At 32.0% G+C, this 26,523-nt stretch carries 14 protein-coding genes; 10 read left to right on the top strand and 4 right to left on the bottom strand.

The features are described 5' to 3' along the window. Positions 1–2 precede the first annotated feature (2 nt). The 4 genes from ACFQ5N_RS11815 to ACFQ5N_RS11830 form a co-directional block, all read right to left on the bottom strand. On the bottom strand, positions 3–3,302 hold the full coding sequence (locus ACFQ5N_RS11815; RefSeq protein ID WP_386809766.1) for an alpha-amylase family glycosyl hydrolase: 3,300 nt from the start codon (positions 3,300–3,302) through the stop codon (positions 3–5). Positions 3,303–3,384: 82 nt separating this feature from the next. Then, entirely contained in the window at positions 3,385–4,680 is a 1,296-nt protein-coding gene (locus ACFQ5N_RS11820; RefSeq protein ID WP_386809767.1) for a SusE domain-containing protein, read from the bottom strand. Positions 4,681–4,698: 18 nt separating this feature from the next. Further along, positions 4,699–6,555 carry a RagB/SusD family nutrient uptake outer membrane protein gene (locus ACFQ5N_RS11825; protein WP_386809768.1) on the bottom strand — a complete coding sequence of 619 codons (1,857 nt, stop codon included), beginning with the start codon at positions 6,553–6,555 and terminating at the stop codon, positions 4,699–4,701. Positions 6,556–6,565: 10 nt separating this feature from the next. Next, complete coding sequence (locus ACFQ5N_RS11830; RefSeq protein WP_386809770.1) at positions 6,566–9,469, bottom strand: SusC/RagA family TonB-linked outer membrane protein; 2,904 nt, start codon at positions 9,467–9,469, stop codon at positions 6,566–6,568. A gap of 360 nt (positions 9,470–9,829) precedes the next feature. Here ACFQ5N_RS11830 and ACFQ5N_RS11835 point away from each other — a divergent pair, with 360 nt between their 5' ends. The 10 genes from ACFQ5N_RS11835 (at position 9,830) to ACFQ5N_RS11880 (ending at position 26,463) form a co-directional block, all read left to right on the top strand. Then, positions 9,830–10,855: a LacI family DNA-binding transcriptional regulator gene (locus ACFQ5N_RS11835; protein ID WP_386809772.1), complete on the top strand. Its 1,026-nt coding sequence runs from the start codon at positions 9,830–9,832 to the stop codon at positions 10,853–10,855. 256 nt (positions 10,856–11,111) lie between these two features. Continuing rightward, entirely contained in the window at positions 11,112–12,485 is a 1,374-nt protein-coding gene (locus ACFQ5N_RS11840) for an MFS transporter (protein ID WP_386809773.1), read from the top strand. A gap of 1 nt (position 12,486) precedes the next feature. Then, a complete protein-coding gene (gene pgmB, locus ACFQ5N_RS11845) occupies positions 12,487–13,143 on the top strand; it encodes a beta-phosphoglucomutase (RefSeq protein ID WP_386809774.1) in 657 nt (218 codons plus the stop codon). 4 nt (positions 13,144–13,147) lie between these two features. Next, positions 13,148–15,454: a family 65 glycosyl hydrolase domain-containing protein gene (locus ACFQ5N_RS11850; protein WP_386809776.1), complete on the top strand. Its 2,307-nt coding sequence runs from the start codon at positions 13,148–13,150 to the stop codon at positions 15,452–15,454. A 13-nt stretch (positions 15,455–15,467) separates the two neighbouring features. Continuing rightward, positions 15,468–17,330 (top strand): glycoside hydrolase family 13 protein, encoded by a 1,863-nt coding sequence (locus tag ACFQ5N_RS11855; protein WP_386809777.1) that lies wholly within the window; start codon positions 15,468–15,470, stop codon positions 17,328–17,330. 3 nt (positions 17,331–17,333) lie between these two features. Further along, a complete protein-coding gene (locus tag ACFQ5N_RS11860; protein ID WP_386809778.1) occupies positions 17,334–18,308 on the top strand; it encodes an alpha/beta hydrolase in 975 nt (324 codons plus the stop codon). Between the two features lie 86 nt (positions 18,309–18,394). Further along, a complete protein-coding gene (locus ACFQ5N_RS11865) occupies positions 18,395–20,770 on the top strand; it encodes a glycoside hydrolase family 31 protein (RefSeq protein WP_386809779.1) in 2,376 nt (791 codons plus the stop codon). Between the two features lie 4 nt (positions 20,771–20,774). Beyond that, positions 20,775–22,433, top strand: a complete 1,659-nt coding sequence (locus ACFQ5N_RS11870; protein WP_386809780.1) for an alpha-amylase family glycosyl hydrolase — start codon at positions 20,775–20,777, stop codon at positions 22,431–22,433. A 4-nt stretch (positions 22,434–22,437) separates the two neighbouring features. Continuing rightward, complete coding sequence (locus ACFQ5N_RS11875) at positions 22,438–24,507, top strand: glycoside hydrolase family 97 protein (protein WP_386809781.1); 2,070 nt, start codon at positions 22,438–22,440, stop codon at positions 24,505–24,507. 78 nt (positions 24,508–24,585) lie between these two features. After that, entirely contained in the window at positions 24,586–26,463 is a 1,878-nt protein-coding gene (locus tag ACFQ5N_RS11880) for an alpha-amylase family protein (RefSeq protein ID WP_386809782.1), read from the top strand. Positions 26,464–26,523: the final 60 nt, after the last annotated feature.

Here is a 26,523-nt window from a genome sequence, read left to right on the forward strand (position 1 = left end):
AATTATTGTTTTATTATTTTAAATGTATATGGTTTACTTATTTTAATTCGTGCAAGATACAAACCTTTTGGATTATTTTCAATATTTATTTGCACTTTTCCATGAATTACGGGATAGTTTTTAGAAGAGATTAATTGAGACTGCATATTGTATATTTCAATGGTAACTTCTTTTTGTGTAAATGCTCCAGAAACTTCAATAAAACCAGTAGTTGGGTTAGGGTATGCCGTTACTTGTTGCAAGTAATCTACTTGTATTGAAAGTATACCTTCACATACAACAGCTGTTTTTACTTCAATTAAATCGCCTTGAATTACATCTAAGTTGAACGAATAATTAGATGTTTTTAAAACTTGTTTTCCGTTTACTAAAACATTAAATGGTGCTGTTCCTTCATCAATAGTTATGTTTGCTTTATTTGACTTTATTGTTGTTTTACCTGAAACAGTAGCACCTTCTTCAATAGTAACTTCATAACATTGCTCATAGGTTTCACCATCAACTAAAATACAAAATTCATAAGTGTTTGGTGCTAAATTAGAGACTGTTAAGTTGGTGTTGAAGTGATATTCTGTACCGTTAATGGTTGTTGTATAATTTAAGTTTTCTTGTGCTGAAATAATAATTTCTCCATTGTCTTTGTCAGGGCAAGTTTCTCCAATAGATTCAATGGTAAAATTAGTAGCTGCTATATTAAATATTGGGCAACCTGTATTATTTACAGCAATGCCTTCCATAGTATTAGGACATAAATCTTCAGAATCTACTACGCCATCATTATCACTGTCATCTGCTGCAGTTCCACCTCTAGGATCTAACAATTTTACTGTAGAATACATTTTATATTCCCCTGGTTTTAAGGTAATACTTTCTGAAGTATTGCTTACATTTTTTTCTTCTCCTGTAAAATATTCATACCAAGTACCTGTTTGTGTAAATGAAGTTGCAACTGATTTATCAACTATATCAAAATTACCAATTATAATTACATCCATACTTGCGTCTTCTAAAACAATAGATTTTGTACTTGTGTTTCCTACATTTAGTGTGAAATTAGGTGTGTTAAATACTTCAGGATATTTTGTTTTGAAAGCTATAAGTGTTGCCCACGTATTATAAATATGTTTTCTGTTTACATTTTCTTCGTAATTCCAAAGTATTGGTTTTCTTCCAGTTCTATCATTTTCATTAATACTAATATCATATCCTAATTCACCAAATTGCCAAATCATTTTTGGACCAGGAATAGTGAAAAAGAACATTCCTGCTAGCTCTTGTCTTGACAATGCAGTATTTAAATCTTTTACATTGTAATTGTCATTTGCTCGTCCACTTTGTAGGTTATTATACATTAATCGTTCTTCGTCATGACTTTCCATATAACCCATTACATTTGGATTATTCCAATCTCTTTGTTTGTATGAAATCCATTCTATACTTGAATCACTTGGATACCCTTTTGTATTTTGGTTATAATTATAATTTAAATTTCCCCAAAGCATGATTCCGTAATTTGCCAATTCGGTTTCTTCTGAATTTTCAGATAAATGTTCAAAAATAACATATGGTTTGTTTGTAGGGTTGTTATTCCAAACGTGATCGGCGTAGTTTTTTAAAATTGCAATTCTGTCTGCATCATAAGCACTTGCCCAGTTGTTAGATCCATAATATAATGTGTTTGAAAAACCTTTGGTAAAATCAAATCTAAAACCATCAATTTTATATTCATTCATCCAATAGGATAAAACATCTTTAAAAAATTGAACCGTAAGATCAGATTCATGATTGAAATCATTTCCCCAATGTGCGCTTGTGTTATCTACTAAATTATGATCTTCATTATACCAAGGATTATCGGCTGCAGGTTTACTTTCGGCACTGTTCCAGTACATTTGTGCGAGTGGTGATTGATCAAAAGAATGATTAAAAACAACGTCAGCAATTACAGCAATTCCACGTTTATGGCATTCATCAACAAAGTTTTTAAATGCATTTTTTGTTCCGTATGCTTTATCTAAAGCCATATACAATGCAGGATTATATCCCCAACTATCAGCGCCTTCAAATTCATTTATTGGCATTAATTCTATTGCATTTACACCTAATGTTGCTAAATAATCTAAATGTGTTAATGCTTCGCTGTAAGAGTCAGATTCTGTAAAATCTCTTATTAAAAGTTCGTACACTATTAAATTGTCTTGATTTGGTTTTGTAAAATCTGTCACCGACCAAGTGTAATCTTCTTCATTAATTAAAAAAGTAGAAACATAGCCTGTTGTTAAACCGGTTGGATATTCTTTCAAGTTTGGGTAATTCCCGTCCTTTATATATTTGTCTGTCCAAGGATCTAATATTTTTTCTGAATAAGGATCAGCTACCACAATTCCATCATCAATTACGTATTGATAACCATATTCTGTAGATAAATCTAAGTTAGAAACAGTTAACCAAAAATCATCACCATCTTTTTTCATTTGATAATTTGTGTCTAATTTCCAGTTGTTGAAATCTCCAATTACAAAAATATCGTTCTTTAAAGGAGCTTTCAATAAAAAAGTTACGGAATTATCTGCGTTTTTATTCAATCCATAAGTTAATCCATTTGGTTTTGTAGCATTTTGAGTAGGAGATTTTACAAAAATTGAAATTTCATCTTCAGCATTTTCTGCAGTTACATTTGCTGTAACTTTTAAAGTGTGGTAACCTGCGGTTGAAAATGTTTGGGTTGTAGTTATTGTTTTAGCTGCGGTTGCTGTTTTAATAGTTGTTCCGTTTAAAAAAAGTTCTAAAGTAGCATCAATTGAAGCTTCAGCAGTAATAGCAATATTTTCATTTAAATTTAAAACGCTATTATTTTCAGGAGTTAAAAAAGTAACATTTAAGCCTTCTTCATAAATGGGTATAAAAATATCTGGTCGGGTTTGCTTTGTGCCATCTGATGAACGAAATACTATTGCAATATTTGTTACGATATCTCCTGTTGTAATATTGTAGAAAGTTGTAAGGTTAGGAGTAATTGTAAATTGATATGTGTTTGTAGCTGTTTTAGTTAGTTTTGCTTTATCTGTATTTGTTCCCCATTCGGCAATTACATATTTCCAATCTGAAGTATCAGCAGACTCACTTGTTAAAACACCGGTATGGGCATAAATGTCTCCTGTGTAATTTTCTAATTCGGTTCCTGTGGTGTCTAATGTAATTGTAATTTCAGTTGATGCAGTAGGTATTGCAGGATCAGTACTAACTTGTGCAAATATGAAGTTTGAAATTATTAAAAGTAATAGAAGTACTGTTTTTTTCATTAGTGTAGTTTTTATATAATTGAGATTTAAAGAAAAAAAGGCTGCTGAATCAGCAGCCTTTTTTAATAATTATTTACAGTTGTTATTGAGCTGTAATAGTATATGTTGGTGCATCTGGGTTAGAAAACTCTAACGTAATGTTATAGGTTCCAGCTGTTACAGGAATATTATCTCCTCCAGCTTCTAAAACACCGTCTAAACCAGTATCTCCTAAATTTACATCCCAAGAATCATTGGTTCTAAATTTAAATTCACCATCACCCATAGCAATGTTATTGATGTACCAAACATCTTCTTGGCTATAATCAAGCGATAAACGAGCGTTTGGGCCGTCCCAACCATTTGGAGCAGCATCACCAACTATTCCCCAAATGTCAATAGGTTCAATAGTATACGTAGCAGCATTTGCATCAAAAATAACAAGGTAATTACCGGCAGTTACAGGTATGTTATCTCCGCCCGATTCTAAAGCGCCATCTAATCCTGTGTCTCCATAATTTACACTCCAGTCATTATTCAATCTGAATTTCCATTCACCAGTACCTAGAGTAACAATTGCTTTCCAAGTATCAGAATAAGAATCATATGTTAAAGGCATATCTGGTCCGTCCCAACTATTTTCTGTAGCATCACCAACTAATCCCCAAGTAAAAGGTTCAATTGTATAAGTTAACGTAGAAACGTTCATTAAAATTTTATACATACCAGCAGATACAGGAATGTTATCTCCACCTGAATCTAAGGCTCCATCTAATCCTGTGTCACCGTAGTTTACAACCCAAGAATTATTTGTTCTAAATTTAATTTCACCATCAGTTAACGTAGGGTATGCTACTAAAACATTTGATTCACTAGTTGTAAAGAACGGCACATCTGGACCATCCCAACCGTTAGGTGTTGCACTTCCTACAACTCCCCATTCAGTTGACAAGTCTAATTTGTCTTCATAAATAGTTGCTGTGAATGTTGATGTGTTTGATACAATTTGTTTATACGCGCTTAAAACTATTGTTACTTTTACATCAACTGGTGTTGGAGTATCTCCAGCTAAACCAATTCCTAATAACATTTTGTTTAATTGTGTTGTTTCAAATGCTTTAGATAAATCAGTCCCTGCTGATACAGTAGTTTCTTGATCTATATTTGTAAATGTAACTTGATAAACTACGCCAGCGTTATATCCAAAATCTGGATCTGTCCAAGAAACTGTTAAAGCATTTTGGTCTGCATTTTCAGGTACTAAAACAACTTCACTAACATCTAGGCTTACCACTGTGTTTGCATCATCACTTAATACCGTGTAATCTTCTTGTTCACAACCTACTAAAAAAGTAGTGATACTGAAAAGAATTAATATATTGTTTAATATTTTTTTCATTTTTTCCTTTTTTAAAGATTAGTACCCTGTATTTTGTTCTAAATTTGGGTTTGCATTTAAATCAGTAGATGGAATAGGGAATAGGTCTAAGTGTGCAGAAGTTGTTGTTCCTTCTTTTACGCCACCTTTCCAAGGCCATACATAATCACCATTACTAAATTTTCCATAACGCACTAAATCTGTTCTTCTGTGTGCTTCCCAGTATAATTCACGTGCTCTTTCATCTAAAATAAAATCTAAATCAATAGAAGTTACTGTTCCAAATCCATCAGCTCTTTCTCTTAATTCATTAATGTAATTGATAGCTTCAGCTTCACTACCTCCGCCGCCTCTTAAGGTTGCTTCAGCATACATTAAATAAACATCAGCTAATCTAAATAAAGGGAAATCAGTATCTGTAAAGTTTCCTGTAGAATCTCCACCTGCAATTCCATTTTGATCAACATTTTTGAATTTAGCAATTGCGTAACCATCTGTAAATGTTCCTATTTCTTCAATTTCTAAGTTTTGACCATCGGTATGGAAAATTGCTCTTGGATCGCTTTCAATGGTGAATGCTTGTGTTGCTACATTTACAGTGATTTTATACAAACCTGCTGTAACTGCAATGTTGTTTCCATTGTCTCCAAAATCACTTCCCCAAGAATTATCAGGTCTAAATTTAATTTCCCCATCAACTAAAGTTGTAAAACATTGTTTTACATCAGCATCTGAAGTGTCGTATAATACAATGTCTGGTCCGTTCCATTCATTAGGAGTAGCAGAACCTACAATTCCCCAGTTTGAAGCTGCCCCAATAGCATTGTTTGAAGCAGTAATATCAATTCCTGTTTCAAATTTGCTTACTAAAGCACTTGTAGTTCTGTTACCACCCCAACCACCGTTGATACCAAAATCAGCAGGATCCATTGAGCCTCCTACAGCAGCGTGAATTAAAAACGTTGTTCCTCCGTAAGATTGTGTTCTTAAACCATCAAACGCAATTGGAAAAATAACTCCACTTGTTGTGTGGTTGTCAGCTAAAAATAAATTCGCATACGTGTTTTCTAAAGTGTAACCAGCATTGATAACTTTACTTGAATATGTAACACAGTCAGTATACCTGTTTGTACCTGTATACACCTCGGCATTTAAGTATAATTTAGCTAAAAGTGTCCAAGCAGCAGCTTGATCAGCTCGTGCATACTCATTTGATTGCGGAGCAGCTAAGCCACTTTCAATTTCTAACAATTCACTTTCAACAAAAGCAAACAATTCACTTCTAGTACGTTGTTCTGGTGTCCAAAAACCAACTTCATCAGCTTCTGTTACTAAAGCAATATTTCCAAATAAGTCAATTGCATGTGTGTAACTTAAAGCTCTTAAGAATCTAGCTTCATTACGGTATAATTGTACTTCAGTTAATAAATCTCCTGTTACACCTCTATCACTTAATTTACTTGCTGTAGTTTCTCTTAAGAAAGCATTACAAGATGTAATTTGATACATAATTCTGTTGTATAAAGCAGCAACAAATTCATTACTTGAATTCCAAGATTGGTTGTGATAATCAGGTAAACTACCATCAGCCCATCCAATAACAGCTTCATCAGTTGTAACTTCTTGTGCTAACCAGTATTGTCTTAGGTATTGGCTAAAACCTTCATCAATACCTGTAATATCAGGTAAACCTGCAGGACCTTGTTGCCCGCTAATTGCTAAACCAGCATAAAGTTTAGCTAGTACTTGTTTGTATGCATCTGGGTCATTAAATAACTCATCAGCTAATACATAATCTTTATCTTGAGGAACTTGGTCTAAGTCATCAAGACAAGACGTAAAAGTAAGCAGTGTTACTAATGCTCCTAATAATATTTTAAAAGAATATTTTTTCATTTGTTATTAATTAAAAAGTTAAATTAAGACCTAACATATAGGTAATTGGTCTTGGGTAAATATTATAATCAATACCTCCGTTTACTTCAGGGTCAAGACCCGTATAATCTGTAATTATCAATAAATTTTGACCAGATAATGATAAAGCCCACTGAGATTTTTTGTCTTCAGGTCTAATAAATCGGTATCCAATACTTACGTTATCTAATTTTATGAAAGAAGCATCTTCAATATAATAGTCAGATAAGTATCTTTCAGCTCCACCATTAACAAAACCTGATTCAAGAACATTCTCAACTCCATTTGAAATTACATCAGGGAATGCTGAATTTAGTAGTTGTAATTCGAAACCTAAGTTAGAATCAACGTTGTTGTAAACATAATTTCCAACATTTGCTCTCCAAGACATATTGAAATCCCAGTTTTTATAAACTAAACTAGCTGAAAGTCCAAAAGTATAATCAGCTGTTGGGTTTTCTAATCTATATTTATCTGCAATTGTTATTTCTCCATCGTTGTTTCTGTCTACATACACACCTTCAATTGGTTTGTTGTTTGAATCGTAAACTTGTTCATATACAAAAAATGTACTTGGAGCATAACCAACAGTGTGTCTTTGAATTGTGTTACCTACACCTCCTGAAATACCACCAGTTTCAACACCTTCGTAATCTGGGTCGTAGTTTGTGGTTAGTTTTGTGATTTCAGTATCATTATAACTAGCATTGAATGCAATGTCTAAATTTAAATCGTCTTTTCTAATAGGATTTACAATTAAGCTAACTTCAAGACCTTTGTTTTCCATAGATCCAATGTTTGCATTTCCTGCATTTGAAAGTGAAGAACCTCCTGGGAAAGGAATAAAGTTTAATAAGTCTACAGTTTCTCTGTAATAAGCATCAACAGAACCTGTTAAAAAATCATCCCAAAAACCAAAATCAATACCTAAATTATAGGTAGTTGTTTCTTCCCATTTTAAAGTTGTATTAAAAGGTTCAGCTCTATAAGTGCTTACAAATGAGTTTCCAAATTGATATTGTGCAGTTTCTGTACTTCCTAAATATTGTGCTATTGCAGGATAGTAAGGTCCAATATCTTGTTGCCCTGTAATACCCCAACTTAAACGTAGTTTTAAGTTTGAAATACTTTCAGCATTGGCCATAAAATCTTCTTCGTAAATTTTCCAAGCAAATGCTGCTGAAGGGAAATTACCCCATTTATTATCTCCAACAAATCTTGAAGATCCGTCACGTCTATAAGTAACAGTTAACAAATATTTGTCTGCATACATATATTTTACTCTTCCAAAGAAAGATTGTAAATTCAATACATTGTTAAAATCAAAATATTGAGTAATACTTGGGTCTTGAATATCATCAACACTTGAACCTTTATTTTCAAAGTTTTGATATGAATAACCAGCCATTACATCAATTGAACTATTGATAGATTCAAGATCAGTTGCGTAGTTTAAGTAGAAATCCCAAAGTAAGTTTGTTTTTTGTTGTTCATAAGTTCTTTCACTACCCAATTTTGCTAATTCAGGTGAGTTTTCGTTTGCAGAATTGTACGTATTGTCTGAACCTTCACTTGATGAAATGTCATAACCTAAATTTAAATTTGCTCTTAATTCAGGTAAAAAATGCATTTTATAATCAAATTGCACATTACCAATGCTTCTTGTAGCATAAGCGGTATTATGTTGCTGTTGTAATGTAGCAACAGGGTTTTTAGGAGCACCAACTGCAATTGGATTTCCGTTTGATTGTAGCCATTGCCAATAACCACCGTAAGGAGAACTACTGTCGTAAACAGGTTTAGTAGGATCCATAGAAATAGCACTGCTAATAGCACCTGTGTCTGCAAATCGATTATTTATTAAAGCAAGGTTTGCATTTAAATCAATTTTTAAATGATCATCAAATGCTTTTGTTGTTCCACCAATAGAGTAGGTTGCTCGTTCAAATTTAGAGGTTAGTATAGTACCTGTTTGGTTAGTATATCCAATAGATCCTCTTAAAGTAAATTTTTCATTACCTCCTTGTAAGCTTAAGTTATGGTCTGTACCAACTCCTAATTGAAAAATTTCATCTTGCCAATCAGTTGAAGCATCACCTAATAAAGCAATATCAGATGCGGTTCCATAAGTATTTACATAGTCTCTAAATTGTTCAGTAGATAAAGCGTCAACAGTTCTGCTATTTTGACTTACAGAAACATTGGCAGTATATGTTGCTTTAAACCCATTTGATGTTCCTCTTTTAGTAGTAATAATTATTACCCCATTTGAGGCTCTTGAACCATAAATAGCGGTTGCAGAAGCATCTTTTAAAATTGTATAAGAATCAATATCATTTGGATTAATAGTACTTAAAGGGTTGCTTACACCATCAATTCCATCACTATCAACAGGTACGCCGTCAATAACAAATAACGGACTGTTAGAAGCTGTTAAAGAAGATCCACCTCTAATTCTGATAGTTGATCCAGCTCCAGGAGCTCCACCATCTGAAATTACAGTTACACCGGCAACTTTACCAGTTAACATTTGATCTGGTGTTACAATTGCACCTTTGTTTAAATCTTGTGATTTAATCGATGCAATAGATCCTGTTGCATCTTTTACGGTTGTTGTACCGTATCCAATAATTACTACTTCGTCTAAGGTTTGTGAGTTTTCTTGTAAGGTTACATTAATGGTGGCTGAGCTGCCTACGGTTATTTCTTGAGTATTAAAACCCATATATGAGAATACTAAAATGTCACCAACTTTTACATTGTCTAACGTGTAATTCCCATCAAAATCAGTTGAAGTACCCACGGTACTTCCTTTAATAATAATGCCAACACCAGGTAAACCATTGTTTCCTGCAGATTCTGTTACTATTCCTGTTATTGTTTGTTGTGCAAACATAAGTGCAGGTACCAGAAAGATGACACTAAACAAAAAAATTCTAAAATTTTTCATCTATTTTAAGTTAATTATTAATTAAGGTTTGTTAAAAAATTTGTACTATTTTCTCACTTTTCACAGTGTGAATTTACAAACTTAACATAAGATTAACATTATATTAGATGTTACGCAAACGTTTTCGTGTTCATAAGTTTTTCACTCCAACGTTAGAGTAGAGTGTCTTTTTTTGGTGAAAGTTATCAATTAAATACATTTTACTGGTAAATATGTATTGAAATGAAGCTTGTTTTCAATCTTAATTGTCATTTATTAACTTGATAAATTCTATATTTGTATAAAACCGTTGAATTTATTATTTATATGAAGCAAAGAATTACGTTAAAAAAAATTGCAAAAGAATTTGGGGTATCCATTTCTACTGTTTCAAAAGCTTTAAAGGATAGTCATGAAATAAGTGAAGATACTAGAGAGAGAATCAAGGCTTTTGCTGATTTTTATAATTACAAACCTAATAGTTTGGCTTTGCAGCTTCGTAGTCAAAAAACAAAAGTAATTGGCGTTATAATTCCCGAGATTGTTCATCATTTTTTTTCAACTGTAATAGATGGAATAGAGCAATATGCTCTAGAGAAAGGCTATAATGTTATGGTTTGTTTGTCAAATGAATCGTATCAAAAAGAAGTGTCAAATTTTAATTTATTAACCAATGGTAGTGTTGATGGTTTAATTGTTTCAATAGCAAGAGAAACCCAAGAAAATCAAGATTATAAACATTTTCAAGCATTGATTAAAGATGATTTTCCATTGGTTTTATTTGATAGAATAAATGAAGAGTTAAATTGTGATAAGGTAATAATTGATGATGTTGGAGGTGCATATAAAGCTACAAATCATTTAATTGAAATAGGTTCAAAACGCATAGCATTGCTTACCACTCAAGACTTTATTACTGTAGGTTCTTTAAGAAAAGAAGGATATTTGTATGCTTTAAAAAGTAAGGGAATAGCTATTGATGATGATTTGATTTATAAGATAGATGATAATGAAAACTTATACAATCAAATTAAAAAGGTGATAGATGTTCCAAATCCGCCTGATGCAGTTTTAGCAGTAAATGAAATATATGCAGCCAATGCCTTAATATGCGCAAAAGAACGTGGTTTAGTAATACCTACAGATATTGCTATTATTGGGTTTACAAGTGGTTTAATTTCTGAGTTTACTTCACCACCTTTAAGTTGTATTGTTCAGCATGGTTATTTAATGGGCCAGCAAGCTGCCGAGTTGGTGATTAACAGAATTGAATGTGCAGGACCCTCAGAGTATCAAAAGGAAGTAATTTCAACTAATTTAAAAATTAGAAAATCTACTTTATTAGATGCATAATCTTTTATTTTGGTAGAAAATAGCCTTTGGGTTGAAAAAAAATTAAAAAAAAATCATACATACTCAAAGGTTATAGTACTACAATTTTTAAAATAATAGGATAAAACGAATTTCAAAAAAGAAAATTTTTGAAATTAATTTATATATTTGTTGAGTAAAATTTATTTTACACACACTATTTTCACACACTTCACGTACAAACTAATTTAAAACCTAAGTAGGTTTTAAATTGTTATAATCTTTAATTATATTTTAAATGGAAAAACGGAAACTAGGTTTCTGGGATATCTGGAACATGAGTTTTGGATTTTTAGGAATTCAATTTGGATTTGCCTTACAAGGTGGTTTTATGTCTAGAATATTTCAAACTTTAGGCGCAGAAAAAGATGCAATACCTATGTTGTGGATTGCAGCTCCTTTAACAGGATTATTGGTACAACCAATTATTGGTTATATGAGTGATAAAACGTGGAGCCCAAAATGGGGAAGACGTAGGCCTTATTTTTTAGTTGGAGCTATACTAAGTTCAATTGCACTTTTAATTGTACCTCACTCACCTGTTTTATGGGTGGCAGCTGGTTTATTATGGATATTAGATGCTTCTATTAATATTTCAATGGAGCCTTTTAGAGCTTTAGTAGCAGATAATCTTCCTGAATCTCAAAGGTCGTATGGATTTGTAGTTCAAACTTTAATTATTGGTATTGGTACTTGGGTTGCTAGTAATTTACCTTGGATGGTATCTCAACTAGGAGTTAGTAATTCAGCAGAATCAGGAGTAATTCCAATGTCTGTAAAAGTTGCTTTTGGTATTGGTGCTTTTGTTTTTTTAGGAAGTGTTTTATTTACTGTGTTTACAACAAAAGAATATCCGCCAGAAAATATGGAGGAATTTGAAAAAGAAAAACAAAAAAAGAACAGTTTTGTAAAGGATATTATTGATAATATTGGAAGTATGCCTTCAACAATGAAAAAGTTAGGAGTTATTCAATTTTTTAGTTGGTTTGCTTTTTTTACTATGTGGAGTTTGGCAAACCCGGCGTTAACAGAGCATGTGTTTAAAACGCCTGCACCTATTGAGTCTTCGTACGATTTAACAAATACCGACCAGGCTTTGGCTTTTGATGTTGTAAATACTGCATTTCAAGAATCGTCAAATTCTGTAGGTTCTGCAATGGGAGTATATGGTTTGTCTTCAATGGTTTTTGCGTTGTTGCTTACATTTTATACTTCAAAAAGAAACATTAATAGAAAGTTTGTACATATGGGATCGCTATTTTTAGGCGGTTTAGGTTTTTTATTGATGTATTACACCAGTCCAGAAAATTTAAAATATTGTTTTGTACTTATTGGTTTTGCTTGGGGAAGCATATTATCTATGCCGTATGCAATGTTGTCAAGTGCAGTAGACCCTAAAAAAATGGGCGTAATTATGGGTATTTTTAATATGTTTATTGTTATACCACAAATTATTGCATCTGTTGGAGGTATCAATTATATTTCGGGCTTATTAGGTGATGAAGCCATTAATGCAATGACAGTTGCCGGAATTAGTTTAATTATTGCAGGTTTATGTAATTTATTAATTACAGATAAAAATGCAATTTCGTATCAACCAAAAGGAAATTAAAATGAAAAAAGAAATAGCATTTATATTTGATTTAGACGGTGTAATAGTTGACACTGCAAAATATCACTTTTTAGCGTGGAGAAATTTAGCCAATTCATTAGGTTTTGAATTTACTGAAGAGCATAATGAATTATTAAAAGGAGTTAGCAGAGTTCGTTCATTAGAGATTTTATTAGAAATTGGTAAAGTAGAATTAACAGCTGCACAAAAACAAACATTTTTAGTTCAAAAAAATACAGAATATTTAGGGTACGTGCATAAAATGACTTCTGAAGAAATTCTACCAGGAATTAATGATTTGTTAGATTATTTAGATGCTAATAATATTAAATATGCATTAGGTTCAGCCAGTAAAAATGCACCACTAATTTTAGAAAAAGTAGGACTTTTTAATAGATTCGCTGCTATTGTTGATGGAAATGATGTTTCCAAAGCCAAACCAGATCCTGAAGTATTTTTAATAGGAGCGGAAAAATTAAATATGCAGCCTAAAAATTGTATTGTAGTTGAAGATGCAATTGCAGGTATTGAAGCTGCAAACGCTGCAAATATGTTAAGTATTGGTATTGGTGATGCTAAATTGCTTAGTGAAGCAAATTATGTATTGGCTGATACGAACGGATTTACAAGAGATTTTTTAGAAAATATAATGAAATAAGACAATGAATAAGAATTATATTATACCAAACGAGTGGTCTATTATTGAGGATGGATTTGATGCGGAAAATGTGGAAGCATCTGAAAGTCTGTTTAGTATTGGAAATGGATCAATGGGGCAACGAGCAAATTTTGAAGAAGATTATTCTGGAAAAACTTTTCAAGGTAGTTATATTGGTGGAATTTATTATCCTGATAAAACACGTGTTGGATGGTGGAAAAACGGCTATCCAGAGTATTTTGCAAAAGTATTAAATGCACCAAATTGGATTGGAATTCAAATTAAAATAAATGAAACAAACGTTGATTTAAACACTTGCGAAATTTCAAATTTTAAACGTGAATTAAACATGAAAGAAGGCTGGTTAAGTCGTTCTTTTCACGCCGTGTTGCCAACAGGTGAAGAAATTGAAGTGTTTACAAAACGTTTTATAAGTGTAACATATAACGAAGTTGGTGCTATTGAATACGCTGTAAAAGCACTAAATTTTTCAGGAGAAATTACGTTTGCTCCATATTTAGATGCTGGTATTGAAAATGAAGATGCTAATTACGATGAGTTTTTCTGGGAAACCTTAAAAATTGTTGATGGTGAAAACGCAGGGTGTATTTTATCAAAAACCTTAAAAACAGAATTTCACGTAGGTACTGCAATGGATGTTTCATTCGCTGTAAATGGCAAGGCTATTGAAACTTCTCAAGAAACAACAATTGCAGAAAAAACCTTAACGTATACATATAACTTAACCATTGCTGAAGGCGATACTATAACTATTTACAAGTACGGAAGTTATGTAAGTTCATTAAATTATAAAAATGAAGAGCTTATAAGTGTAGCTTTAAATAATGTTTCAAAAGCCAAAGAAATAGGTTTTAAAGCTTTACTTAATACTCAAATTGAAGCCTGGGCTACTATTTGGAAAACGGCTGATATTGTTATTGAAGGAGATATAAAAGCTCAACAAGGAATTCGTTTCAATATTTTTCAATTGAATCAAACCTATATGGGAACTGATGCTCGTTTAAATATTGGTCCAAAAGGATTTACAGGTGAAAAATACGGTGGAAGCACCTATTGGGATACTGAAGCATATTGCATTCCTTTTTATATGGCAACCAAAGATGCCAGTGTAGCAAAAAACTTATTGTTATACCGTTACAACCAATTAGGGAAAGCCATTGAAAATGCTGAAAAATTAGGTTTCAAAAATGGAGCAGCATTGTATCCAATGGTAACTATGAATGGTGAAGAATGCCATAATGAATGGGAAATTACTTTTGAAGAAATTCATAGAAATGGCGCTATGGTTTATGGAATTTATAACTATGTAAACTATACACAAGATTTTGAATATGTTGTAAAATACGGATTAGAAGTAATTATAGCAGTAGCACGTTTTTGGCATCAAAGAGCAAATTATTCAGCAGCAAAAAATCAATATGTAATTTTAGGAGTTACTGGGCCAAATGAGTATGAAAACAATATTAATAATAACTTTTACACCAATTATTTAGCAAAATGGTGTATTGAGTATGCTGTTGATTGTTTAAATAAAGTGAAGCATAATTATGCTGATGATTTTGACAGAATTTTAGCAAAAACAAATTTATCTATTGATGAAACGTACCAATGGATGAAAGTGTCTGATGATATGTATTTTCCTTTTAATGAAGAAAAACAACTGTATTTACAACAAGACGGATTTTTAGATAAAGAATTAATTCCTGTTGATGAGTTGCCTACTTCAGAAAGACCAATCAATCAAAAATGGTCTTGGGATCGTATTTTACGTTCTTGCTATATAAAACAAGCAGATGTGTTACAAGGCATGTTTTTCTTTGAAAACAAATTTAGCAAAGAAGAATTAGAACGTCATTTTGATTTTTATGAACCTTTAACAGTTCACGAATCATCGTTATCTCCGTGCGTGCACTCAATTTTAGCAGCTTCAATTGATAGAATGCCTAAAGCATATGAACAATATGTAAGAACATCTCGATTAGATTTAGATGATTATAACCACGAAGTTCACGAAGGATGTCATATTACAAGTATGGCCGGAACGTGGATGTCAATTGTACAAGGTTTTGGAGGAATGCGTGTTTGGGAAGATGGAATTTTAAATTTCAATCCTCAAATTCCTGCAGAATGGAAATCATATTCTTTTACAATTAATTTTAGAGGAAATATTTTAAAAGTTTACAAAAGCCAATCAGAATGTAAATTTTTTAATGAGTCAGCTACTGAAATTAAATTGTTTGTAAACGACAAGAAAATTTCAATTGCACCTAATAAATTAGTCACTGTTTAATACATTTTGTCATATGCATAAATTCAATTATTTGGTTGTTTTATTTTTTATAGGATTTCAAATAAATGCTCAAAAAATAGAACGTGTTGAACCACCAAATTGGTGGGCTGGTATGAAAAATACACAATTAGAATTGATGGTGTACGGAAAGCAAATTGCAGACTATAAACCGTCAATTGAAAATGAAGCCATTGTACTTTTAAAAGTAGTTCGTACCGAAAATGAAAATTATTTGTTTTTAAATCTTGATATTTCAAAAGCTGAGGTTGGAATGTTTACAATAAACTTCTCTAAAAAAGGAAAAGTTAAAACCACTTTTGAATATGAATTAAAATCAAGGAAAACAAATTCTGAAAAGCGAGAAGGCTTTAATAGTTCTGATGTTATTTATTTAATTACACCTGATCGATTTGCAAATGCAGATAAATCAAATGATGTGGTAAAAAAAATGAACGAGCAAGGAATTAATCGTAAAAATGATTACGCACGCCACGGTGGCGATATTGCTGGTATTACAAAACATTTAGATTATATTGATGCAATGGGATTTACGGCTATTTGGTCAACTCCTGTTTTAACAAATAATATGTATGAAAGTTCGTATCATGGATATGCTATTACAGATCTTTATCAACCTGATCCAAGATTTGGAACTCTAGAAGAATACATTCAGTTGTCTTCAAAAGCAAAAGCAAAAGGGATCAAATTTGTGATGGACCAAGTTGCCAATCATATTGGTTTAGAGCATTGGTGGATGAAAGATTTACCTGCAAAAAATTGGGTGAATTTTCAAAAAGAATTTGGAGCAGGTGAATTGGTGATTACAAACCATAGAAGAACGGCTAATCAAGATAGTTATGCTTCTAAAGCCGACTCAAAATTAATGAACAATGGATGGTTTGTTTCTACAATGCCAGATTTAAATCAAAAGAATCCGCATTTGGCAACTTATTTAATTCAAAACAGTATTTGGTGGGTTGAAACCTTAGATTTAGGAGGGATTCGTCAAGATACTTATCCGTATCCTGATAAGGAATTCATGCGTAAATGGGCTGGTGCTATTATGAATGAATATCCTAATTTTAGTATTGTAGGAGAGGAGTGGAGTTTAAATCCGTTATTAGTTGGCTACTGGCAAAAAGGAGCTACGAATAATGATGGATATGAATCTAATTTAACTTCAACTATGGATTTTCCAATGCAAAAAGCTATTGTTGATGCTTTAAATGAAGATGAAGCTTGGGACAAAGGATTTGTGAAAATGTACGAAGGTTTGGCGAATGATTTTTCATACGCAAACCCAAAAAGAATTATGATTTTTCCAGACAATCATGATATGAGTCGTGTTTTTACGCAATTAAATGAAAATCTTACAAAAACTAAAATGGCATTAGGTTATATGTTGGCTTTGCCACGTATAACACAAATTTATTACGGAACTGAAATTTTAATGAATGATACAGCCAAACCTGGAGATCACGGCTTAATTAGAACCGATTTTCCTGGTGGTTGGAAAGGAGATAAGGTAAATGCATTTACAGGAAAAGGATTGTCTAAAGATCAAAAATCAATGCAATCTTACTTGAAAAAAGTTTTGAATTATCGTAAAACTAGTGCTGCAATTCATAACGGAAAAACAATTCATTTTGCTCCAAAAGATGGTGTTTATGTATTGTTTAGAATTAGTGGAGATGAGGTTGTAGTAGTAATTTTAAGTAAAAATGAAAAACCTATAAAATTAGATTTACAGCGTTTTGAAGAAATAGGTTTAGATAATAAAAAAGTTAAAAATATAATTTCAGATAAAGAATTCACTTGGAAAGAATCTCTAAAAATAGATGCTAAAGGAATTATATTATTAACAACAAAATTATAGAAAATGAAAATTTTTAACCGCTTAGTAATTGTTCTTTTTCTTGGTTTTGCTTCTTTTTCTTGTACACAGTTTACAGGGAAAAAGGCAAAACCTTTTTCAAACATAAATTTTGTTGATTATGCTGGAAATTTAGATTCAGGTATAATTAAAAGAATTGATAGTTTTCCTTCAAAATATGTGCGACCAAGAACTGTTGATATTTGGTTACCTAATAACTATTCAGAAAAACAAAAATATGCTGTTTTGTATATGCACGATGGGCAAATGCTTTTTGATAGCACCACAACCTGGAACAAGCAAGAATGGAAAGTTGATGAAATAGTTGGTAGCTTAATTGATTCAAATAAAATTAAAAATACCATTGTTGTTGCTATTTGGAATCATGCTGATATTAGACATACCGATTATTACCCACAAAAACCTTTTGATTTATTACCTCAAAACTTTAAGGATTCTATTTTAAGTACAGCTACAAAACAGTTTGGAACTGAATTTAAAGGGTTGCAGTCTAATAATTATTTAAAATTTATAGTTGAAGAAGTAAAACCTGTGATAGATGCTCAATTTTCGGTTGAAACTAATTTAGAAAATACAGTAATTGCTGGTTCAAGTATGGGCGGATTAATTTCTATGTATGCCTTGTGCGAGTATCCTGAAGTTTTTGGAAGCGCCGCTTGTTTATCTACACATTGGATTGGTTTTATGCCGCAAGAAAATAGTCCGGTTCCTGATTCTTTCTTTACGTATTTAGCGCAAAATTTGCCTTCGCCAACAAACCATAAAATATACTTTGATTATGGAACGGAGACTTTAGATCAGTATTATTTACCTTATCAATATCGTGTTGATGAAATTTTAAAAAAGAAAGGATATACTGAAGTTAATTCTAAAAACTTAAAATTTGAAGGTCACAACCATTCAGAGATTTCTTGGAGTGAAAGATTTCAAATTCCTATTGAGTTTTTATTAAAAAAATAATTTATAAACTCGTCATTCTGAACTTGTTTCAGAATCTTATGATGAGAACCTGAAACAAGTTCAGGTTGACGTAAAAACAAGTCTAAATGAAATTTATAAAACTTTTTATATACCTTTTTTTTCTTTCAACCACGTTTTTATACGCCCAAAACTCAACTAGAAAATTTGAAAGCATTACCAAGCACAATACTTTTGTTGAAGTAAAAACAAATGATGGACAATATAGATTTCAACCTTATGGAAATGAAATTATTGAAACATCTTTTATTCCTAACGGAGAAACATTTGCATCAAATTCTCATGCTGTTGTTTTAAAGCCTACTGAAGTTGAAATGCAAATTGTAGAAACATCTAATTTTACCGAAATTAAGATGTTAGATATTTCAGTGAAAATTAAGCACCTACCTTTTCAAGTTTCCTATTATTATGAAGGAAAATTATTAACTTCAGAAAAAAATGGCTTTTCAAAAAATGATAAGTATGAAGTGTTAGATTTTAATTTAACTTCTGAAGAAATTTTATATGGTGGTGGAGCAAGAGCTTTAGGAATGAACCGAAGAGGTTATCGTTTAGAATTGTATAACAAAGCACATTATGGCTACGAAACACATTCTGAATTAATGAATTTCACCATTCCGTTGGTGTATTCATCAAAAATGTATGCCATTCATTTTGATAATGCACCAATTGGGTATTTAGATTTAGATAGTAGCAAAACAAATACACTTTCTTATGAAACTATTTCTGGTAGAAAAACATATCAAATTATTGCTGGAGATGATTGGGAAGAGGTAGTTGAAAACTATGTGAGTTTAACAGGATTTCAACCAATGATTCCTCGTTGGGCTTTGGGGAATTTTTCAAGCCGTTTTGGGTATCATTCACAGGAAGAAACACTCAATACAATTCAGAAATTTAATGATGAAGAAATCCCTGTTGATGCCATAATTTTAGATTTATATTGGTTTGGTAAGGAAATGAAAGGAACTATGGGGAATTTTGAATTTGATAAAGATTCGTTTCCAAATCCTAAAAAAATGATCAAAGAATTGAATGATAAAGGCGTTAAAACTATTCTAATTACTGAACCTTTTGTGCTAACAACTTCAAGTAAATGGGGGGAAGCTGTAGAGAAAAATATTTTAGGACTTACAAAAGAAGGCAAACCTTATACATATGATTTTTACTTTGGAAATACGGGAATCATAGATATTTTTAAAGAAAGTGGAAAGAACTGGTTTTGGAATGTTTACAAAAAGCATATAGATTTTGGTGTTGCAGGTTGGTGGGGAGATTTAGGAGAGCCTGAAGTACATCCTTCGGATTTATTACATGCAACCGGAACAGCTGATGAGGTACATAATGTTTACGGTCATAATTGGGCAAAATTAGTGTTTGAAGGTTATCAAAATGATTTTCCAAATCAACGACCATTTATTTTAATGCGAGCAGGGTATTCAGGTTCACAACATTATGGAATGATCCCGTGGTCTGGAGATGTGAACAGAACTTGGGGCGGATTGCAATCTCAAGTTGAAATTTCTTTGCAAATGGGAATGCAAGGTTTGGCATATATGCATTCAGATTTAGGTGGATTTGCAGGTGCTAATTTAGATGATGAATTGTACACGCGTTGGTTGCAATACGGAGTTTTTCAACCAATTTATCGTCCGCACGCACAGGAAGATGTGCCTTCTGAACCTGTTTTTAGAGAGTCAAAAACAAAAGTGTTGGCGAAAAAAGCTATTGAATTGCGTTATCAACTATTACCATATAATTATTCCTTAGTTTTTGAAAATAATCAAAAAGGAACACCGTTAATGCGCCCTTTATTTTTTGAAGAAGCAACAAATATTTCTGCATTAAATAACGATAAAACCTATTTATGGGGACGTAATTTATTGGTAAGTCCAGTTGTAAAACCGGGATTAAAGCAACAAGAAGTAACATTTCCTGTAAATTCAAATTGGTATAATTTTTATACCGGTGAAAAAGTAGAAGGCGGACAAATACTTACCGTAAATTTGGTTGAAGAAAGTATTCCAACATATGTTCGTGCAAGTTCTTTTATTCCAATGGTTAAAACCATTCAAAATACAACTCAATACAATTTAAATAAGTTTGATGTTCACTTTTATTTTGATGAAAGTGTTTCAGAAAGTGCATACCAATTGTATAATGATGATGGCGAAACACCTAACGCTTTTGAAAAAGGACAATATGAAATTATTGAATTTGAAAGTAAATTTGAAAAGGACGATTTAACTATCGAAATTGAGCGAAAATTAGGTGAAAATTATAATTTTTCTTCAAAAGAAATTCAATTGATACTTCATAATATTTCAACTAAACCAAAGAAAATTAAAGGATACAATTATACTTGGAATGAAGCAGAAAAAACAGTTGTAATTGCTGTTTCATTAAATAATTTAAAAGAAAAAACAATTAAAATAAAACTATAAGCATATGAGAAATTTTGCAATTATTCTGTTGTTAGCAATTGTTAGTAGTTGTGTACCAAGCAAAAAAGAGAAGGTTGAAGTAAAAGCTGCAACGCCTTTTGTTTGGGAAGGAGCAAATATCTATTTTTTATTGACAGATCGTTTTAATAATGGAAATCTTGAAAATGACATAAATTTTAATAGAAATAAAGAAACCGGTGTTTTAAGAGGTTTTGAAGGTGGAGATATAGCCGGAATTACCCAAAAAATTGAAGAAGGGTATTTTAACAAGTTGGGAATTAATGCTATTTGGTTTACGCCAATTGTTGAGCAAATTCATGGAGCTGTAGATGAAGGTACTGGTGTGAGTTATGGATATCACGGTTATTGGGCTAAAGATTGGACTGTTTTAGATCCAAATTTTGGAACCAAAGAAGATCTACAAAATTTAGTTACCGTGGCTCATAAAAACGGAATTAGAATTGTTTTAGATGGTGTAATCAATCACACCGGTCCAGTTACAAGTCAAGATTCTGTTTGGCCAAATAATTGGGTGCGTACAGGACCACAATGTAATTACAAAAATTACGATACTACGGTAAAATGTACTTTGGTTGAAAACCTTCCAGATGTGTTGACAGAAAGTATTGAAGATGTTGAGCTTCCACTTCATTTAGTTGAAAAGTGGAAAGCTGAAGGTCGTTATGAACAAGAAATAAAAGAATTGGACGAATTCTTTGCAAGAACCGGCTATCCAAGAGCTCCAAAGTTTTATATTATAAAATGGTTGACAGATTATATTAGAGAGTTTGGAGTTGATGGTTACAGAGCAGATACAGTAAAACATACTGATGAATTGGTTTGGCAAGAATTTAAAACGGAATGTGAAATTGCATTTGAAGAGTGGAAAACTAACAATCCTGAATTGGTGTTAGATGATACGAGTTTTTATACTGTTGCAGAAGTGTATAATTATGGTATTTCGGGAGGAAGATTTTTTGATTTTGGCGATAAAAAAGTTGATTATTTTGATAATGCTTTTCAAAGTTCAATAAATTTTGAATTTAAGTGGAATGTGGCGCAAACAGAAACTTATGAAGCGTTGTTTTCAAGATATTCATCTATATTAAATAATGAATTGCAAGGCTACGGCGTATTGAATTATTTAACATCACACGATGACGGACAACCTTTTGACAAAGATAGAAATAAGACCTTTGAAGCAGGAACAAAATTATTGTTATGCCCGGGTGCTTCACAAGTGTATTATGGTGATGAATCTGCACGTCCTTTAATTATTGAGGAAACTATAGGAGATGCAACGTTGCGATCTAGAATGAATTGGGATGATATTGCAAATAATGCTGCTACCAAAACTTTGCTAGCGCATTATCAAAAGTTGGGTAAATTTAGAAGAAACCATCCAAGCGTTGGAGCTGGAATTCATAAAATGATTACTGAAAAGCCGTTTGTTTTTCAAAGAACATTTTCAAAAGATAATTATAATGATGCTGTTGTTGTTGCACTAGATTTAAAAGAGATTAAAAAGGAAATAAACGTTGGTTCAATTTTTAAGGATAATGAGGTTGTTTTTGATGCTTATTCAGAAAGTGAAGTGCTTGTAAAAAATGGAATGGTGGTATTTAATTCGCCTTATCCAATTGTTTTACTTGAAAAAAGATAAAAATATGAAATTTCTTAAATTAAGTATTGTATTAATCAGTGTTTTCTTTTCTTCTTGTTCCGAAGAAAAAAAATCAACTATTTCTTCTCCAGATAAAAATATTGAAGTTGAATTTTTACTTTCAGAAAAAGGAGCGCCAACATATAAAGTTTTTTATAAAACTAATAACGTTATTAAAGCGTCTACATTAGGTTTTAATTTAAAAAATCAGGCTGCATTAATTTCAGGTTTTGAGATTGTAAATACTGAGATTTTAAGTGTTGATGAAACTTGGGAAATGCCTTGGGGAGAGCAAAAAGAAGTAGAAAATAAATACAATCAATTAAAAATTGAATTGCAAGAAACATCGGCATTAAAAAGAAAACTAAACATTGTGTTTAAAGTTTATAATGATGGTTTAGGTTTTAGGTATGAATTTCCAGAACACGAAAATTTAGCGGAAGTTTTTATAACAGAAGAGCAAACACAATTTAATTTAACCGGAGATCATAAAGTTTGGTGGATTCCGGGAGATTGGGATATTTACGAGCATTTGTACAACACAACAAAATTTTCAGAAATAAATGCATTGCAATTTGCAAATCATGAGAATTTAGCACAAACTTCAATTCCAAATAACGCTGTAAATACACCCGTAACAATGAGAACTGCTGGAGGTTTACATTTAAGCTTTCACGAAGCCAGTTTGGTAAATTATTCAGGTATGACTTTAAAAGTAGATACGGAAAATTTATCAATGTCAAGTGTTTTGGTTGGATCAGATAATACAGATTATAAAGTTGCGCAAAAAGCTCCTTTTCATACACCTTGGAGAACTATTCAAATTGCAGAAACAGCAGGAGGGTTAATAGAGTCTAAACTAATTGTAAATTTAAATGAACCAAATAAATTAGGTGATATTTCTTGGTTTAAACCTACAAAATATACAGGTATTTGGTGGGAAATGCATTTAGGGAAATCTTCTTGGGATATGGCTTCTGGTATGCACGGTGCAACTACTAAAAATGCGAAAGAATTTATAGATTTTTCAGCAAAAAATAATATTGGAGCGGTGTTGGTTGAAGGTTGGAATACAGGTTGGGAACATTGGATTGGTTTTGATGATAGAGAAGGTGTTTTTGATTTTGTAACGCCGTATTCAGACTACAATTTAAAAGAGGTGGTAAGATATGGAAAAGAAAAAGGAGTAGAAATTATAATGCATCATGAAACTTCAGCCGCAACTGAAACTTACGAAAAACAGCAGGATACTGCTTTTGCACTTATGCAAAGTTTAGGTATTCATGCTGTAAAAACGGGTTATGTTGGTAAAATACTTCCAAAGGGAGAATATCATCACGGTCAATATATGGTAAATCAATATAACAACACGGTAATTAAAGCTGCAGAGTATGAAGTTGCTATTAATGCGCACGAACCTATTAAAGCAACAGGACTGCGTAGAACATATCCAAATACCATTTCAAGAGAAGGTTTGCGTGGTCAAGAGTTTAACGCTTGGGCAAGCGATGGAGGTAACCCGCCAGAGCATTTGCCAATTGTAGCTTTTACAAGAATGTTAGCTGGCCCAATTGATTATACGCCTGGTATATTTGATATTAAATTTAATCAATGGAAAAAAGAAAACCAGGTAAATACTACAATTGCTCAACAATTGGCATTGTATGTGGTTATTTATAGTCCGGTGCAAATGGCTGCAGATTTAATTGAGAATTATGAAGGAAATCCAGCTTTACAATTTATAAAAGATGTAGGTGTAAATTGGCAACAAACCAAGGTTTTAAATGGTGAAATTGGTGATTTTGTAACTATTGCAAGAAAAGAAAGAACTTCAGAAAATTGGTTTGTTGGTGGAATTACTGATGAAAATGCTAGAACATTAGAAATTGACTTTAGCTTTTTAGATAAGGATGTTGTGTATAACGCAGTTATTTATGAAGATGGAGAAAATGCACATTGGGATAAAAACCCAACAAGTTTAAACATTAGAAAGTTAGAAATTACAAATACTTCAAAAGTAGTATTTCAATTAGCCGAAGGAGGTGGTTTTGCTGTAAGTTTAATTAAAAAATAAGTGTGTTTAGTAATTTCTGTGTAGGCAAAAAATCCACACTAAAAATTAGATAATAACTTCATCTAAATTAATAACAATATGAAAACAAAAATTATTTTAAGTATTGGAGTGCTATTCCTTATTTTTGCTGCTTGTAATCAAGATGAAAAAGTAACGAAAGAGACTATGAAAGATCAAAAAAAACATAAAGAAGTAGTTTATCAGGTTTTTACAAGGTTGTTTGGAAATACAAATACAACCAATAAACCTTGGGGAACAATTGAAGAAAATGGCGTAGGAAAGTTCAACGATTTTACGGAGAAAGCGCTTCAAGAAATAAAAGATTTAGGAGTTACTTATATTTGGTATACAGGCGTACCACATCATGATGTAATTAGAGATTATACAGCGTACGGAATTTCAAATGATGATCCTGATATTGTAAAAGGAAGAGCGGGTTCTCCTTATGCCGTAAAAGATTATTACAATGTAAACCCTGATTTAGCAATTGATCCAGCTAAAAGGTTAGAAGAGTTTGAAGCTTTAATTGAAAGAACTCATAAAGCTGGAATGAAGGTGATTATTGATATTGTTCCAAATCACGTTGCTAGAAATTATGAAGGAATAACAAACCCTGAAGGTGTTGAAGATTTTGGAGCTACTGATGATAAAACGGTGCAATACCATGTGAATAATAATTTTTATTACAATCCAGGTGAAGTTTTTCAAGTACCAAATTGGGAACATGGATATTTGCCTTTAGGTGGAGAAAAAAGTGCTTTGTCAGATAGTAAATTTGATGAAAACCCTGCAAAATGGACAGGTAATGGATCACGTTTATCACAACCGCACGTAAATGATTGGTACGAAACAGTTAAAATTAATTATGGCGTGAGCCCTGACGGAAGAAAAGATTTTGCAACTTTACCAGAAGGATTTGACAAAGAAGATTATAAAGCTCATTTTGAATTTTGGAAAGACAAAACGGTACCTAGTTCTTGGATAAAATTTAGAGATATTGCTTTGTATTGGACAGCAAAAGGAGTTGATGGTTTTAGATATGATATGGCCGAAATGGTTCCGGTTGAATTTTGGAGTTATATGAATGCTGCTATTAAAATGGTAAATCCAAACTCGTTTTTAATGGCTGAAGTGTATAATCCAGATTTATATAGAGATTATATTAGAAAAGGTAAAATGGATTATTTGTATGATAAAGTTGCTTTGTATGATACAATTAAACACATTATGCAAGGTCACGGATGGACAGATCATATTACAGGAATTCAAGATTATAAAGCAGATATTGAACATAATATGTTGCATTTTTTGGAAAACCATGACGAACAACGTATTGCAAGTCCAGATTTTGCAGGTTCAGCAGAAAAAGGAAAACCAGCAATGGTAGTTTCAGCAACAATTAGTACTTCACCAACAATGATTTATTTTGGACAAGAAGTTGGGGAGCCTGGAGCTGAAAATGCCGGATTTGGATCACCAACAAGAACTTCAATATTCGATTATGTTGGCGTTCCAACTCATCAACGTTGGATGAATGGTAAAAAGTTTGATGGTGGACAATCAACCGAAAGTGAAAAAGAGTTAAGAGAATTTTACAAACGTTTGTTAAACTTCACAATAAATAGTGAAGCATTAATGGGTGAGTATGCTGAAATACATCATTATAACAGAACTCATGTAGATAATTATACACGAAAAATATTTTCGTTCGTACGTTGGTCTAAAAATGAAAAGCTATTAATTATTTCTAATTTTGATGATTTAGTGAATTATGATTTAGATCTACAAATTCCTTCAGAAATTATTAAAAAATGGGAACTTATTGATGGAACTTATACAGTTAAAGACCAACTGTATGACAAAGTCTCATTACCGCTAGTTGTAAAAAATGGAATTGGAACAATTCATATGGAATTAGATACTTTATCATCATTTATTTTTAAGTTACAGCAATAAATTTTAGTTAAAAAAACAAACAAAAACTCCCTGTTTTTAGGGAGTTTTTGCGTTTTAAAT

It is taken from the genome of Lutibacter holmesii (assembly GCF_042679665.1).
Taxonomy (GTDB): domain Bacteria; phylum Bacteroidota; class Bacteroidia; order Flavobacteriales; family Flavobacteriaceae; genus Lutibacter; species Lutibacter holmesii.